The sequence below is a fragment of the Shewanella sp. SR43-8 genome (assembly GCF_014163775.1).
Taxonomy (GTDB): Bacteria; Pseudomonadota; Gammaproteobacteria; order Enterobacterales; family Shewanellaceae; genus Shewanella; species Shewanella vesiculosa.
Genome location: NZ_JACJDX010000010.1, coordinates 63,403 through 79,946, shown reverse-complemented (window position 1 = coordinate 79,946; position 16,544 = coordinate 63,403). Strand labels below are relative to the sequence as shown.

At 40.8% G+C, this 16,544-nt stretch carries 12 protein-coding genes; 6 read left to right on the top strand and 6 right to left on the bottom strand.

Annotation, left to right across the window (positions count from 1 at the left end; all coding sequences use genetic code 11):
• Positions 1 to 25: 25 nt before the first annotated feature.
• Positions 26 to 1,855, bottom strand: a complete 1,830-nt coding sequence (locus H5114_RS14080; protein WP_182723262.1) for a M61 family metallopeptidase — start codon at positions 1,853 to 1,855, stop codon at positions 26 to 28.
• Positions 1,856 to 2,109: 254 nt separating this feature from the next.
• On the opposite strand from H5114_RS14080, the gene H5114_RS14075 reads away from it, so the two are divergent.
• The 5 genes from H5114_RS14075 (at position 2,110) to H5114_RS14055 (ending at position 8,618) form a co-directional block, all read left to right on the top strand.
• A complete protein-coding gene (locus H5114_RS14075; protein ID WP_182723261.1) occupies positions 2,110 to 4,212 on the top strand; it encodes a lipopolysaccharide assembly protein LapB in 2,103 nt (700 codons plus the stop codon).
• Between the two features lie 202 nt (positions 4,213 to 4,414).
• A complete protein-coding gene (locus H5114_RS14070; protein WP_124017966.1) occupies positions 4,415 to 5,971 on the top strand; it encodes a GGDEF domain-containing protein in 1,557 nt (518 codons plus the stop codon).
• A 62-nt stretch (positions 5,972 to 6,033) separates the two neighbouring features.
• The gene (gene ppnN, locus H5114_RS14065) at positions 6,034 to 7,398 is read left to right on the top strand and encodes a nucleotide 5'-monophosphate nucleosidase PpnN (RefSeq protein WP_182723260.1); all 1,365 of its coding nucleotides are present in this window, start codon (positions 6,034 to 6,036) and stop codon (positions 7,396 to 7,398) included.
• Complete coding sequence (gene xni, locus H5114_RS14060) at positions 7,391 to 8,158, top strand: flap endonuclease Xni (RefSeq protein ID WP_182723259.1); 768 nt, start codon at positions 7,391 to 7,393, stop codon at positions 8,156 to 8,158. Before ppnN ends, xni begins: the two co-directional genes overlap by 8 nt.
• Positions 8,159 to 8,219: 61 nt before the next feature.
• A complete protein-coding gene (locus tag H5114_RS14055; protein ID WP_124017963.1) occupies positions 8,220 to 8,618 on the top strand; it encodes a DUF3192 domain-containing protein in 399 nt (132 codons plus the stop codon).
• Positions 8,619 to 8,703: 85 nt separating this feature from the next.
• On the opposite strand, the gene H5114_RS14050 is transcribed toward H5114_RS14055, so the two are convergent.
• Positions 8,704 to 11,538, bottom strand: a complete 2,835-nt coding sequence (locus H5114_RS14050; RefSeq protein ID WP_182698117.1) for a prolyl oligopeptidase family serine peptidase — start codon at positions 11,536 to 11,538, stop codon at positions 8,704 to 8,706.
• 451 nt (positions 11,539 to 11,989) lie between these two features.
• On the opposite strand from H5114_RS14050, the gene H5114_RS14045 reads away from it, so the two are divergent.
• Complete coding sequence (locus tag H5114_RS14045; protein ID WP_124017961.1) at positions 11,990 to 13,000, top strand: isocitrate dehydrogenase; 1,011 nt, start codon at positions 11,990 to 11,992, stop codon at positions 12,998 to 13,000.
• Positions 13,001 to 13,122: 122 nt separating this feature from the next.
• On the opposite strand, the gene rlmM is transcribed toward H5114_RS14045, so the two are convergent.
• The 4 genes from rlmM to H5114_RS14025 all read right to left on the bottom strand — a co-directional run bounded on the left by rlmM (position 13,123) and on the right by H5114_RS14025 (position 16,455).
• Positions 13,123 to 14,211 carry a 23S rRNA (cytidine(2498)-2'-O)-methyltransferase RlmM gene (rlmM, locus tag H5114_RS14040; RefSeq protein ID WP_124017960.1) on the bottom strand — a complete coding sequence of 363 codons (1,089 nt, stop codon included), beginning with the start codon at positions 14,209 to 14,211 and terminating at the stop codon, positions 13,123 to 13,125.
• A 96-nt stretch (positions 14,212 to 14,307) separates the two neighbouring features.
• Positions 14,308 to 14,688 carry a DUF423 domain-containing protein gene (locus tag H5114_RS14035; protein ID WP_124017959.1) on the bottom strand — a complete coding sequence of 127 codons (381 nt, stop codon included), beginning with the start codon at positions 14,686 to 14,688 and terminating at the stop codon, positions 14,308 to 14,310.
• Between the two features lie 164 nt (positions 14,689 to 14,852).
• Complete coding sequence (locus H5114_RS14030) at positions 14,853 to 15,563, bottom strand: alpha/beta fold hydrolase (RefSeq protein ID WP_404948355.1); 711 nt, start codon at positions 15,561 to 15,563, stop codon at positions 14,853 to 14,855.
• A complete protein-coding gene (locus H5114_RS14025; RefSeq protein WP_124017957.1) occupies positions 15,544 to 16,455 on the bottom strand; it encodes a transcriptional regulator GcvA in 912 nt (303 codons plus the stop codon). The genes H5114_RS14030 and H5114_RS14025 overlap by 20 nt, the downstream gene beginning before the upstream one ends.
• Between the last annotated feature and the right edge of the window lie 89 nt (positions 16,456 to 16,544).

Here is a 16,544-nt window from a genome sequence, read left to right as displayed (position 1 = left end):
AAATAACTCAGTCATACGTAAGAGCTTATTCGCCGTCAGCGTTAATCCATTTACCTTCGGTATCAAAAGGCCAATCAATACCTAACCATGCTTTAAAGAAAGCTTTTTGCTCAGCAGTCACATTATCAACCGCAGTAATCGCTAACTTATCTTTCGGTTGTTCTGCCAACACTAAGTTCACATTTTTTAGTTGATCATTACTAAATACCGTCACCTTGACAGTGTCACCAGGGCTAAAATCGTTAAAGCGTTTAGCAAAACCGTCTGCGGTGACTTTTAAACCATTGACCGCCACTAACTCATCACCAGCCGTTAAACCGGCTTTCCAAGCTGGACTATTTTTAGCCACAGTTGCTAATACTAAATCTGCATATAAGCCGGATAAGCCCATGCCTGTATCAACTTGTATTTTGGGCTTATCACCATAAGTGGTTACCAAACCGGCTTGAGCTAATAGATCATTAAACTCTAAACTAACTGGCTGATTCACAAATTTCTGCCACCAAGGTTGATAATCTTTGCCGGTGAGAGTAGTTAATATGTTTTGCACATCTGCCACTGTGTAGCCCATTGGAATTTTAAAGTTTTCATATAACTCCTTGTGCACATCACGATAAGAATGCGCTAGCTTACTGTCAGTTAACACACTGAAATCTAATGCCAGTGAAGCTAAATATCCCTCAGAATAAATATTCACACTGTGGTTAACCGCATAATCGCCCCAAGTGCTACTCCATTGACCTAAACTGGCTTCTGCAACCGATTGGGTTTCACGCCCAGGATTATGCTGATTAAGTACTATCCGTAAGCTCAAATCATCAAAGAATTCTTTTGCCGTCATCACCCCAGCACGTAACAACAACTGATTTTGAAAATAGCTGGTTGAACCTTCTGCGACCCACAATAAATCCGTCATATTCTCTGACTGATAATCGTAAGGCACCAATCCTTGAGGACGATACGATTTTACATTCCAAGTATGAATAAACTCATGCGATGCGGTACTAATAAAGCGTAAATAATCTTCACGCTCACGAAAGTTAAATCGCGGTAATTGAATAACTGTTGAGTTCAGGTGTTCTGTGGCTCCGCGTGCACCGCTAGTGGCATGCACCATATACACATAACGTTTAAACGGGTAACCGTTCCAAATAGCTGACGCTTGAGCGCTTATTTTACCTAAATCAGCAATAATTTGCGTGGTGTCGTAGTTCCCCTCCCCCCAAAAAACCACCTCATATTGGCGATTATCGGCATCGAAACTAAAGTGCTGGCTTATTCCCGTCTCAATCGGTGAGTCAACTAAGACATCATAATTAGCTGCTTTAAATGAATGTGACTTGCCGTCTCTGTCCATTCCAGAATAACTTTTCCAGCCTTTTGGCACTTGCATATTGACCGTAATAGGTTGCTGGCGAAACGCAGGGCTATACATAAACACACCACTGGCATCTAAGAAAGCATGGCTACTATCAATGTGACGTAATCGGTCACCAAGCTCATTAGCATGCAACTGATATGTCACCTTAACCGATGTAGGTTGAGTTAAGGTTACTTGCCATTCACCACTGGCAGTGCGTTTCCAAGGTAGCGACTGACCCTTGCTGTCGGTCGCATTAAACAATCTAACCCCATCAGCAATAGGCAATACTTGATAACGGCCGGTTCGCCATACTGGTAAATTAACCGTTAGCACCTGCGAATCAGTTTGAGGAAATGACACACTCACCTGAGCTAAATGGTGTGCGGGTTGATTAATATCAATATGGTAATCAACATCAGCAAGGGCTGGCATGGCCCAAGTCATCAAAAAAATGGCACTGCTAGCTAAAATTGCAAGAGAAGTAGGTTTCACTCTAGGTTCCTTCTGGTATGATTCTATTGTTTTTATTTTAAATTCCGAACAATTATAACGATCTAGACTCATTAACACAGTGGCAATTTGTAACTGAGTGAGAATACTTAGTATCAATGACAAACCAATGTTAATTTATTCATCGATACCAGCTGATAATGACGTCCACATTTTTTAATCCTAAAAAGGTATCTTTTACTATGCTGCGATGTTTTCCTCTGATCATATTATGTTCAATACTATTAAGTTCAGCAGTGTGCGCAAGAGATATTGAACAGCAAGAAATATTGTTCAAAGAAAATCCTCAAAAAATTTATACCAAGTTATTGAGAACGACCGAGTTTCCTTTGCACTTTTCAAACAAAGCAGAATTCGACCAAGTCGCTGAAAATTTAGGTTTTCAACCAAATGAACTCCATCGTGATTTAGAGCTATTAGCTCGCCTTAATTTACAAGCAAAACTCACATCGCCAACTAAGTACCAAGATGCAGAATTACTCATATCGCAGTTAGACAGCATTGCATCAACAACGCTTGAAAAAGCCATGGTGATTATGCTTAAAGCACGGATAAAGGGACGTAAAAACCAAGAATATAATCAAGTGATCGTTGAATTCAATGATGCGTTGAATATGGTTAACGCCGATATCAGCTTAGAAAGCACCCTGTTCAAGTTAACACTGCATGAACAATTGAACATGTTACATTCATTGTTACTTCAACCTACGCCAGCCTTGTCTCATTTAAATCGTTATCGTGAAATGGCTTATCAGTTACACAATAATTATTTTATCGCCGATGCGGAATCGCAATTAGGCCGTTATTACAATCTGAATGGCGATCAAGCAAAGTCACTGCAGCATTACAGTGAAGCATTTCGTTTAGCCAACATCTTAGATTACCCTGGCATTAAAGCCCAAACACAGCTCAATCTCGCGCGGACCTACCGTGATTTAGAACAATGGGATGATGCACTCAAATATGCCCACAATGCGGCGGAAATATTTCAAGTAATCGGCCAGGATGTCTACTTGTCAGAATCATTAACTGTTATGGCGATGATTTACGCAGGCAAAGGGGAATGGAATAAAGCCATCGATTATTATTTAAATGTCCAGCAAGTAAATGAGCGAATGGGGAACCAAATTGCAATTGGGCTCACATATCACAATTTAGGCGAGGCTTATTTTAAATTGCATAATATTCAGGCGTCATTGGATGTAATGCAACGAGCAAATGAAATATTTAGAGCTCGAAAAGTAGATCATTACTTAGTCCATAACGAACTCCTCTTTGCTCAAATAACAACCAACGAAGGCATGTGGACAAACGCGATTGAGCATGCAAATAAAGCGATTAAGCTGGCTAAACAGAAGCATTTAACCGAGGTGCAAACCGAGGCTTTAGGGTATTTATCTACCGCATATCGCAAAACTAACAACATTAATGCAGCGCTTAAAACTGTCGATGAGATAGTCGAATTAGTCAATAATTCACAGAGTAAAACCGAACAACCTAGTGACTTTTCAGAGCTAACAGAACAGAAATTAAAATTTGAACTGGGTTTAATGCGCAATAAACTGGAACTGCAAACGACTAAAAATAAATACAACCAATTTATCATTTTAGTATTAGTACTTATTTTTAGTATTGCGATTATCTTATTGATTTTTATCTACAGAAAATTTCAACAGCGCAATACTCAGTACCTTAACGCACAACGTTTAAATACAATCGATCCCATAACACAAGCACAAGGTTACCGAGCATTTATTCAACTGATCAGCACGCTGAAAAATACCGAACCTAAAACATTAGCTTTGGTAAATATCAACGAATTAAATAATATTGATATTCAACTTGGACTCACAGAATCAACGGCATTGATGCAACAATTTAATATTCAATTCAGTAAGCACTTAGATACTCAGGTATTTACCATACGCTCAGGACTGATTGGATGCTATTTTAATCAACAGTATGATGCTGATGTTATATTAAATGCCGTTATTGAGAGTCTTAAGCAATTAAAAACAACGCAGTTTACGATTCCAAATTTTGCGCAAAAATCGACCGAACACTATGCCAGCATTGGCCACATTAGTTTACCCTTGCTCGCCAACCCTGATGTCAGTATTAGTGCAGAATTACAATTTGAGACATTACAATATGCGCTTGCCGCGGCAATGGATATTGCCGAGCAACCAGCTTATGTCTCATTGAGGCCGCTTAATTTTGCACCAGCGGCTATTTTTATGCGGCCACTTTATTTAAATCTGACTCAAGCACTTAACCGAGGCATCATTCGTGCAGAAAGTAATCGTCATGCCCAAAGTATAAATTGGCCAAATAATTAATCGCGTAATAAACTGGCAATTATAGTTATTTATACTGTTTTGTACGGTAATTGGATTTGCTGCACAACATTATTGAGATAATATTACTATAGTGTTAACTGATCAGAGATTAGTTAATGAAAAAACGAAATTATGTCTTCAATATGGCAACAATCACGGCAACCTATGCCTTTAGATGAAAAATGAGAGTAGGCACTGCAACATGAAAGAGTCAAATACAGCGATAACACAAATTTCGTTGATGAAGCAAAAGCTCCACGCAGCCAAACTTGCTCTCGAAGAGATAAACGTCGATCGCAATGGTAAATTGAAAACACTGATTCAATTTATCTCCCATCTCAGTCTTGCCTGCAAAGGACAATGTATTGAACTCGACAATAAACTGGCAAAATTGCGCCATCATATGCACAATTTTGAACAAATTGACGAAGCACTGCCAGAATTAGTCGACATTGAACGCTTGTTAAAATCTCAATACAACCAAACAATGACGCGTTTAGAAGACAGCCGTAACGGGCTTAATCGAGTCATCCGTCAGATCCAACGCATTGATTCAGCCCCAGAAAAACTCAAAAAAGAACTGACTTATTTTAAACAAGAACTCGGTAAACCATTTCATACAGTATGGGAATACATCCCAAAAGTCGAAAAGCTGATTTTTTTCTATGAAGAAATTTTAAAAAACGAATTTGCCGATGCAGACGATTACCAGATTTTGCCTCAGCACGTTCAACTTGCCAAAGAGCTTGCTGCTAAGATTGCCGAAATTGAGTTTAGAAAAGATCAACGCGACCAAATTCTAGTCATAAAAGAAATATTACTTGGTGATATTAGCTTGAGCAGTTTGCTCGACTCTTACCAATCAATATTGAGTTTACTGTTAGAAAATATCGCACGTGAAAAAAGCGCATCACAAGACTTTTTATTTGCACTTAACGATGCCTTGTCCATAGTCCGCGATGTCGTCAATAACAGCTATAACAATAACCAACGCAGTGAGCAGCTTAAAGGCCAATTAAATAAAGAGATTAATTTACGCGTTAACAACGCTGACGAGTTAGTCGCTGATGCTGATAGTCTTAACGAATTAAAGACCCAACTAACGATACAGTTATCCTCTCTTCGTGATGCTCTTTCTCGTAAAGAAGCCCTAGAGCAGCGCGAACAAACACTGTTACGTAAGTCGATTGAATCTATGCGTAAAGAACTCAACTCGATGAGTCAAGAAGCCAACAATTACAAAGAAAAACTGTTTGAACATCAAAAGCTCAACCTACTCGATCCGCTGACCCAACTGGCAAACAGGACAGCATTAGAAGATAGAATGGAGCAAGACTATCGCAACCATGTCCGCTTTAAAACGCCATTATGGATAGCCATTACTGATATAGACCATTTTAAAGTGATTAACGACACCTTTGGTCACAGCACCGGAGATAAAACCCTACAAGTTATTGCTATGGCCTTAAAAAACTCATTACGAGATAGTGAGTTTGTTGCCCGTTATGGTGGCGAAGAATTTGTATTACTATTACCTGATATTACAGACGAAAATATCTCTCAATTATTGAATCGCGTTAAAGATAAAATCAAAAATATTCCATTTAAGTTTAAAAATCAGAGAATTACAGTTACATTATCTATAGGTGCAGCACAAGTCATGGAAAACGAAACGCTTGAAGAAGCTTTCGAAAGAGCAGATGCTGCATTATACCAAGCAAAAAACAACGGCAGGGACCGAGTCGTTATTGATATCTAGCCCATCCTAAGACAGTTCTCTTTGGACTCGGCATCAATTACTCGAGTCCAAAGGAGTTGCTTATGATAGTAAAGATTAGTCCAAATGGTAGCCTAGATCAGCTTTCTCAATTAGAAGTAGAGCGACTAAAACAAGGTGCAAAAAGCGACCTTTATCAATTATACCGAAACTGCTCACTAGCAGTATTAGCTTCAGGCCTCATCAGCGATAGCTCTGAAGCACTATTTCATCGTTACGAATCCTTCAGCATCAATATATTACAACGCGAAAGAGGCATACAGATTGAGCTCATTGATCCGCCGATGAAAGCCTTCGTCGACGGTGAAATTATCACTGGTATTCAAGAGCACTTATTTGCTGTGCTGCGCGATATTATTTATATCAGCAATAAATACGAGAATTTAAAACACATAGATTTAAGCAATGCGACTCACATTACTAATGTAGTGTTTGATATTTTACGCAATGCTCAGGCAATCTCACCAATGAAAGATCCTAATGTTGTGGTCTGTTGGGGAGGACACAGTATCAACGCAGTTGAGCATCAATATACACGTGATGTGGGTTACCAACTGGGGCTACGCCGATTAGATATTTGTACCGGTTGCGGACCAGGCGCAATGGAAGGCCCAATGAAAGGTGCCGCTATTGCACATGCCAAACAAAGAGTACACAACGCCCGCTATATCGGTTTAACCGAGCCAAGTATTATTGCCGCTGAACCACCCAATCAAATCGTCAATGAATTGGTCATTTTACCCGACATCGAAAAACGCCTCGAAGCCTTTGTTCGTTTAGGCCATGGGATTGTTATTTTTCCTGGCGGAGCCGGAACGGCAGAAGAATTACTCTATTTTCTGGGTATCTTATTAAATAAAGACAATAGCGATTCATGTTTTCCACTGGTGCTAACGGGACCAGCTGAAAGTGCTGACTACTTTACTGTTATTGATGAATTTATTGGTGCCACGTTAGGCATTGAAGCACAAAGCAAATATCAAATTATTATTGATGATCCCGTCAAAGTGGCTCAAATAATGAAACAAGGTATGGAGCAAGTCAAAGCCTATCGCAAACAAAAATGTGATGCTTACCAATATCAATGGTCATTAAAAATTGAACCCGAATTTCAATTACCCTTTGCACCAACCCATGAGGTTATGGCAAATTTAAATCTCTACTTTCAAGATAACAAAGCAGAACTTGCCGCCAACTTGCGTAAAGCATTTTCAGGAATTGTTGCCGGTAACGTAAAAGGTGACACAATCAAGTTGATCCAACAGTTCGGCCCCTTTAAGATTAAAGGTGATCCTAAACTCATGCTGATGATGGATAAGCTATTAAACGCTTTTGTTAAACAACAACGAATGAAACTGCCAGGAAGTGCTTACGTGCCCTGCTACAACATAATAAAAACCAATGAATAAATTACTCATTATCGATGGACTTAATCTGGTGCGCCGTATTCATGCGGTGTTGCCAGATGAAAACGATATAGCCAGCGTACAAGAACGTGTGCTGGCCGCATCTAAAAAAATGTTGCTACAGCATCAACCCACGCATTGTATTGTTGTCTGGGACGGCAATGAGCCCTCTTGGCGCAAAACACTGTATAACGATTATAAAAAAGGTCGCAAACCAATGCCAACAGCATTAAGTGATGGCCTGGTAAATATCAAAGCGACTTTAGCCGAGCAAGACATTAACTCTTTCGATGCGCCATCAGAAGCTGACGATGTCATCGCAACTCTCGCGATGAAGATGATCAGTAACAGTGGTGAGGTTATCATAGTGTCAACCGACAAAGGCTTTAGTCAATTACCCAGCAAAAATCTCACCTTATGGGATCACTTTAATCAACAGTTTTTTGATGTTGCAGAATATGGGAAAAAACTCGGAATAGAGCAATATCAAATGCTCGACTTTATTGCATTGGCCGGAGACAGTGGTAATAAAATTCCCGGCATTATGGGGATAGGTCCAAAATCAGCAGCCGACTTGCTCAACAAGTTCAGAACCTTAGCTAATTTATATCGTTCGCTAGACAACCTTGGCGCCAAACAAGCACTTAAGTTAGCGGAAGGAAAAGAAATCGCCCGCATTAGCTACAAATTAGCGCAGTTACAATGCAATATCCCGTTGAATATTAATTTGAAACAATTTAGAACTAAACCAATATCAAACTAGTGTAATAATAAATCATCCAATAATAAAAACGATCTTCATAGCATAACGGATTAAACGCATTATGAACTCAAAAGTAAGCTATATCATAGGTGGCATTTTCACAGCCTATTTGTTGTTTGTCGCTGTCGTCATTTTTGTTTATGAACCTCAACCAGAAGACCGAGCTTGGGACGATCGCCAAGCATTTAATTTACAAAAAATGAGTGACATTCACTTTGGCCAAAGTCTTGATGAGATCCGAACCTTACTAGGCAGCGCAGATTTTGTCGAAGCTAAAACGGGTGTTGATGGTCAATATCAAGTGATGTATTACCGCACCCATCATGTAAAGTCAGATGGCGAAACCACTAAAGAAGAATGTACGCCATTGTTGTTCAGAGATAATCTTTTAGTGGCATGGGGACAAGATACTCAGCAACAATATTTTGATCTACCTATCGCAGGTAAAGCCCCGCAATAATACTTTCGACAATCAATAAATTCAGCAAAAAGGCCCTAACCGAAACAGTTAGGGCCTTTTTGTTCATCCGCAATAGCTTATAACATTAATCTGCTTTTTTGTACTCCTGATAAGATTCGCCTTGGCGCAGCCAATCTGGAGCAGGTGTGCCTTTCAAATAATGATCAAAGTACTGCTTCATCTTAATACTGTAATCAAGCTTATTAGGATACTTTTTCAAATGGTGTGGCTCATCTTGATATTGTAAAAACACCACATCCTTCCCTGCGCGGCGCATAGCCAGATATAACTCAACGCCTTGTTCCCAAGGCACAGCATCATCTTTATCACCAAACATGATCATCATTGGAGTTTGAATACGGTCTACATAAAAAATAGGCGAGTTTTCTATGTATTTTTGCGGCGCAGCAAATAAACTTTCTCCGATTCGGCTCTGGCCAGTTTCGTATTGAAACTGTCTTGCTAAGCCTGACCCATGACGAATACCACTATAAGCACTGGTCATATTCGACACTGGTGCACCAGTAACAACCGCTTTAAAGATATTGGTTTGTGTTACCGCAAAAGCGCTTTGATACCCACCCCATGAATGCCCCTGAATACCCACGGCATCTGGATCAGTCACGCCCATTTCAATTAGCTTTTGTACTCCTGCAGTCAATGCTTTTACTGACGAAATGCCTGGATAACCAATTTCAAAACGGATATCGGGTAAGAAAATAGCGTAACCATTGTCTGCATACCATGCAAAATTTGGTCGGTGGTTGAGCTTCATATCAGGAAAAGCATATAACCTGTCACTCATAAAGCGGTAAAAATACACCAGCGTGGGATACTGTTTGCCTGCTTGATAATTTGCTGGTTTAATTAATACCCCGTCCATTTTGACACCATCGCCATCTCGCCAATGGACTAATTCTGCATTGCCCCAGTTAAATGGTTCTCGTTGTTTATCAAGCGTGGTTAACTGAACGGCTTTCTGTGGTGAGGTATTATCGGCAACATACAAGTCTGGATATAAGTCATAGCGCTGCTTTGTAAATACCACTGCAGCGGCTTTATTCGCTCTAGCCAGTAAGGTTAATTTGCTATTACTTTCAGTTAAACGACTCACACCAGCCACGCCGATTTTAGCGCTAAAAAAACCATCCGCTTTTGATAGATGATTATAGCCTTGCAACAACACAGTCTCAGCATTGTTAACGACCGCAGGTAATAATTCATCTTTTTTGACTAGGCCGACTAGCCTAAATTGAGTTTTCTGTTTACGCCCTTCCCCATTGGTCAACATAAAGCCTTGTTTTGATGCAGTATTAAACTGCCAGACATCATATTTGTCATATACCGTTATCGCACTATCGTCGGCCAACCAAGGACCAAAGCCGTAACCGGGAGCTGCGCTGGGATAATCATGGTCTTCATCAGCAAAAGGAGTCGCAATAGTTGCGCTTAAATTAACCCGACGCTGAGAGGCAACATCAAATAAAAATACGTTACCTTGTTGGTAATAAGCTAAGAACTTGGCATTGGGTGATAACGTCGGCATCGCATCACTGGGTTGCTGAGTTAACACTAGCGTTTTGTTACCGTTGTTAACGTCCACTAAATAGACATCGCGATAAAAGCCTGCCCAAGTCACCATCTTCTGATATGGCACATCTGAGCTGGCTAACAAGAAACGTGCTTGTTCGCCATAGGTCACATCAGGCACAACTTGGTCTGCTAATTGGACAACCTTATTTGAGTCCAGGTGTAAAACCGCTAGATAAGTGCGTTTTAATTCTTGCTCATATTCTTTAACTTCTTGAGGCTTAATTTTGGCATCATCACCATGCCAAATACGTAGCTGTTTTTTGGCGGTAATAATCTCAGGATTAAAGACATCATTTGGATTTTGATAATCAGCTAATTCAGCTTGCTGCCCTACTGTTGGCACTCGGCCAACAAATAAACGCTGACCATCTTTTGAAAACTGTAAGCTTGAATATTGGTTATATGTCCACTTCTTGGTCGGAGCAAACTGCTGTTGTTGATTATTTTGTACATCGAGTAACAACAAATTATGCTCTCGACCATAACGTAAAGCACTTGCCATGCCTTTAGTTACCGCAACATATTGGCCATTGTCGCTGATAGCTAATGCTTCAATATGTTCATTTTTACTGCTGTAAAGCGGACGCTGTTGTTGATTATCGAGCGTGACTAACACGACTTGGTGTAGTTGACTATCATCTTGGTTGACTACCGCAACCAAATGTTGTGCAACTTTATCAAAGGCAAATTGAGTCACATTCGATAATAATGTTTGTTGGTCAGTGGCTAAATTAATCAGCTGAATATCAGCGCCTTTATCGGCTTTTTCAGTTTGAGGCTGAGCAGAATCAGTCTTGGCGCTATGTTCAACAATACTCGCTTCAAGCGCTGATGAACCGGACTGAGCTGCTGGAGATGTTGTTTTAGTCTCTGTTGATTCAGCTTTAGCCACGTCAAACTTTAACACCAGAAAATGACCGTCATCGCTAAATACTGCGGAGTCGACCTTATCAAATTGCTGCTGCTTGCCATTTTCGGTGTTCAGTAACACCACTTGATGAGGCAAGTCGTCTTTCTTTTTCGTTTCTCGGTCAAATAAGCTCGCTTCAATTGTCGCTACAACAAATTTACCATCAGCACTGACTTGGACATTGGTGCCATTGGCAATTTCATATTGTTTACGATTATCACTAAAACGAATTAATGCACGACTATCGCCTCTATCAGGAGTAGCCTGTACAGCAATCACTGCGCCATTATCAGAAATAACCGGCTGCTGAAGGGTTTCAAAATGCATAATGTCATCGAGAGACAATGCACGTTGGGGCGCCGCATGGGCGCTCAATGACAGACAGACTGCCAATGGAATTAAATTAAATAATTTCACAGTTTTCCTCTAATAGTTCCCATAGTCCATAACTGGAACAGATTATCGTAATGGGCTCGTAAATAGATCATCTTTAATCTTAACGAGTCAACAGTTGACTTAAGCAGTCTGTAATCGATTTAACGCATTGCATTCGACCAAGGTCGTCTATATAAAAAAAGCTCACCGAATAAGCTAATGCACGACAATAAAACATAAACCGACCAACATCATTCAGCCTTGAGATGCTTTACACGTAAACAATTTGTAATAAAGGTTCATAGTAAAACAATCAAATTAGAATTGACTTAAAAATAACGGAATTAATGTGATAATACTCACTATTTTCTGTAAATAAACATTAAAAGTCGTTAAAATACGCCGCAGAAAAACGACGCTTTTTATCGTCACCTAGCCGTGTCATGTATACGGTCTATCAATTGCAGTAACCACAACCGTGGAAGGACTATTCATGTCAAAACGTACAATAACCGTGATCCCAGGTGATGGGATTGGCCCAAGCATTATCGATTCAGCATTAAAAATCCTCGACAAAGCAGGATGTAACTTTGAATATGAATTTGCAGATGCAGGGTTAACGGCGTTAGAAAAGCACGGTGAATTAGTACCACAACGTACTTTAGATCTTATCGAGAAAAACCGGATTACTCTTAAAGGTCCGTTAACCACTCCTGTGGGAGAAGGTTTTACCTCTATTAATGTGAGCTTACGTAAGAAGTTTGCCCTTTATGCCAACGTGCGCCCTGTGATTTCATTTAAAGGCACTCAAGCGCGTTATGAAAACATTGATATTATTACCGTGCGTGAAAACACTGAAGGTATGTACTCAGGTTTAGGACAAAAAATCTCTGATGATGGTCAAACTGCAGAAGCGACGAGTATTATTACCCGTCAAGGCGCAGAACAAATCACCACCTTTGCTTACGAGCTTGCACGTAAAGAAAATCGTAAAAAAGTGACTATCGTTCATAAAGCTAACATCATGAAATCAACCTCAGGTTTATTCTTGAAAGTGGCACGTGAAGTGAGCTTACGTTACCCAGACATTACCACTGAAGAAATGATTGTTGATGCTACTTGCATGAAACTGGTTATGAATCCTGAAAACTTTGATGTTATCGTGACGACAAACCTATTTGGTGACATCTTGTCAGACCTATGTGCAGGTCTAGTGGGCGGTTTAGGCATGGCACCGGGCGCAAATATTGGTCGTGATGCTGCGATTTTTGAAGCGGTACACGGCAGTGCTCCTGATATTGCAGGCAAAAACTTAGCCAATCCTACATCCGTTATTTTAGCCTCGATTCAAATGCTAGAATACCTAGGCATGTCTGATAAAGCTGAAATGATCCGCAGTGCAGTATCGGCAGTGATAGAAGAAGGCGATCGTACGACTCGCGATTTAGGCGGTACTCACGGCACGACCGATTTTACTCAAGCAGTACTGGATCGTTTAGTCTAGGACTAAGCGTACGGCTGACGGTTTATTCAGCTCATCAGCGATTAATCTGCTCAGCCATTCACCAAAAAGCCCCTTATGCACTACTGCATAAGGGGCTTTTTGTTTGCGATACTATTGCATGCTTATGCGTAGCTCACACCCTTTTCAGGGAAAATCCATAAATGTACCGTCACTTCATCACGATCATGGTAAAGGTGTTTACACTGCATTTTAAAATCGATTTCATTTTCAGTTAAAATGGTGGCCATGGTTTCTAAGATAGTGCTTACTTCTTTATAGCGGCTCTTCATTGGTAATTTAAGATTAAAAATAGCTTCTTTAAACCAGCCATTAATTGCCCATGCTTCCATTAACTCAGCAACACGAGCAGGCTTTTCAACCATGTCACACACTAACCAATAAATATTTTTACGTGGCGGCTCAAAACGAAAGCCATCGGCACGGTAATGCTTCACTTGGCCGGTTTCCATCAATTTTGGATCCATAGGACCATTGTCAATGGCCGCAACCATCATGCCACGGCGAACTAATTGGTAGGTCCAACCACCAGGGCAAGCCCCTAAGTCAACCGCATTTAGGCCACTGCGACAGCGAGTTTCTTGTTCTTCTTTGGTTAAAAAAGCACCGAAGGCTTCATCTAACTTAAGGCTTGAGCGACTCGGCGCATCCGTAGCCATTCTTAAGCGCGGGATCCCCATAAAATGTGGTGAACTATTATGGCTTAAGGAATAACCCGCATACGCTTTACCAGGTCCAATGAAACACACATGAATAATTGGACGACGGTCATTTTCAGCATTGAGCAATGCGCCACTCTTTTTTAGCCCTTGGCGAAGCGGTACGGTCAATTTACGACAAAATGCCGATAATTCTTTAGCTTCATTTGTATCAGGTGTTTCAACACGCAGCTCGCCACACTTTGACAATTGGGCAAGTGAAGCCACAATCGGCCCAACGCGATCTTGTTCAGGTAAATCAGTCAACAACTCACCGGCAGCAAACATTTGTCGCGCAAACACTAATGAACTAAGCGCTAAATCCTTGGCTAACGTATCGGCACCATTATCATCAAAACATTGATAGATAACATAAGCATCGTTGAGATTTGTTTTTACAAAGCCACCGACGTTTAATTCTGCAGCACGTTGTTGAATTTCTGCCGCACAATCTTTTTCATAGCCTGAGCGACAAAATAGGAATAGGTTTTTCATTTGGAGCCTTAGCGTAAGGATATTCGCATAACCGCGAGATAATAATCCCGCCATTATACCCAAAAATACTCGAGGTGGGAGAATTTACCCAAGCCATTATTCAGGCGATTTTGTATGCCAAATTGCCGCGGCAAATAACAACCAGCCGACTAGGAAGCATAATCCTCCGATTGGCGTAATTGGACCAATCCATTTAGCGCCCGTAAAAGCATAAAGGTATAACGAACCTGAAAAAAATATTATCCCAGCAATAAAGCTATAAGCAGCCCAATTGATCAACTTAGATGGGATCCAATGGGCAGAAAAAGCCAATGCAATCAATCCGAAGGTATGATAAAACTGATAGTCGACCCCGAGTTTAAAAATGTTCACCAGCTCTGGTGGGGCGATAGTTTTAAGTCCGTGAGCAGCAAAAGCCCCCAGTGCTACGGCCAGAAAACCACTAAAAGTGGCAAAGAGTAATAGACCTTTATTCATCTTACTTAACCTCATACAACATAAACTAATCATCCATCATACTACCGAAGCAAGCTCATTTTCGAGACTTAAGCCATCACCATGAGTATCAGAGCTGTAATTAAGTTGCTACTGGCGTTGATACCGATATCAGCATAATAGACACAGCATATAGCACTTAAGCATTAGCCTAATTGCGAAATAAACTGCCGAATGTACTCAATAGCATGATTAAGATTGCCCTCGAGGGTAAAACCTGACGATTTTCGCGGTTGCAAACTATGATCACCATCACCAATCCAACACACTTGAGTATGCTCGCCTAACGTCCATGTAGGCACTTGCTGAACATCGCCAAACTTATCTCGCTCACCCTGCACAATTAACATCGGTAGAGCATTATGCACAATAGGATCAAGACGCGGTTCGCCACCTTTGAGGGGAATAAACGGGTAACCTAAACAGACTATGGCTGCCACTTTACTCATGACATCATCAAGTCCGGGCTGTTGTCGTTGATAATCGGTACTGGTCAATGTCGCTGACATCCGCCCGCCCATAGACTTACCCACAAGGATGATTCGCTGACAGTTGATCTGACCAAGGGCGATTTTTTGCTTAATATCCTGTAGCACTTGTTCATAGTGCGCGAGGAGTTTAGGCGCTCTATCAGGCGGACGTCGTTTTCCATCTTGCATATTGGCTTGCATATACAAAAAATTAAATCGATACACTTGATAGCCTTGCGCGATTAACTTATCCGTCATCGTCGCCATATACTCATGATGCATATTGGCACCCGCACCATGAGCAAAAACAATCAAAGTATCACTTTTAGGGCCTTGTAATAGGGAGTCGTGGGCCAACATCCTGGTATTATCCGGTAAGCAGCTCACTTCGAGACTCCTCTGCAAACATGTCCACCATCCACTCTCTAAAGGCTGAAATTTTGCCTATTTCAGAATGGTTTTGTTGGCAGACTAAGTAATAGGCATCTTTGCTAACCAATACTTCAGAAAACGGACACACTAAGCGCCCCGCTTTAATGTCTGGACGAGCAAGTACGCTATAACCTAAAGCAACCCCTTGGCCATGCGCTGCAGCTTGCAATACCAATGAAGAATGGCTAAATATCGGCCCTTGATTGACATTAATATCTGTCACGCCACATTGCCTAAACCATGCCTGCCAATCCTGACGGTTAGAGTCGTGCAGTAGGGTATGAAACTTCAAATCGCTCGGTAGGGTTAGTGGCTTAGGACCATTGAGTAAGAGTGGCGAACATACCGGAATAAGCACTTCATTACGCAATTTGTCTGCACGTAAACCCGGCCAATTTCCTTGACCATAATAAATAGCGACATCAACATCATCAGTTAACGAACTTGCATCACTGTCTACCGCTTTGATACGCACATCAATATCAGGATTTTTTTCACTAAATTTAGCTAAACGCGGCACTAACCATTGGATAGCAAAACTCGGTGACATACTCACAGTTAACGAACCGACGGCACTACGAGCAAGCAAGCGATTTGTCGCTTCTCCTAGCTCAATAAAAATATCTTTAATGTCCAGAAAATAGCTTTGGCCCTCTTCTGTTAACAATAATGATCTATTTTTACGTCTAAACAGCTTTAGCCCTAAAAAATCTTCTAACGCCTTAATTTGATGACTCACAGCAGCTTGAGTGACAAACAACTCTTCTGCAGCGCGGGTAAAGCTCAAATGTCTTGCTGCAGCTTCAAATGCTTTAACTGCATTCAAAGGAGGTAATCGTCTAGACATAGTGATCAATCTCTCGGTTTATAATTAGTTTTTCTAATGATTATGGTTATTTTTTGTCGTTTGTAAAGAACACTGTGTTTGGTTAAATT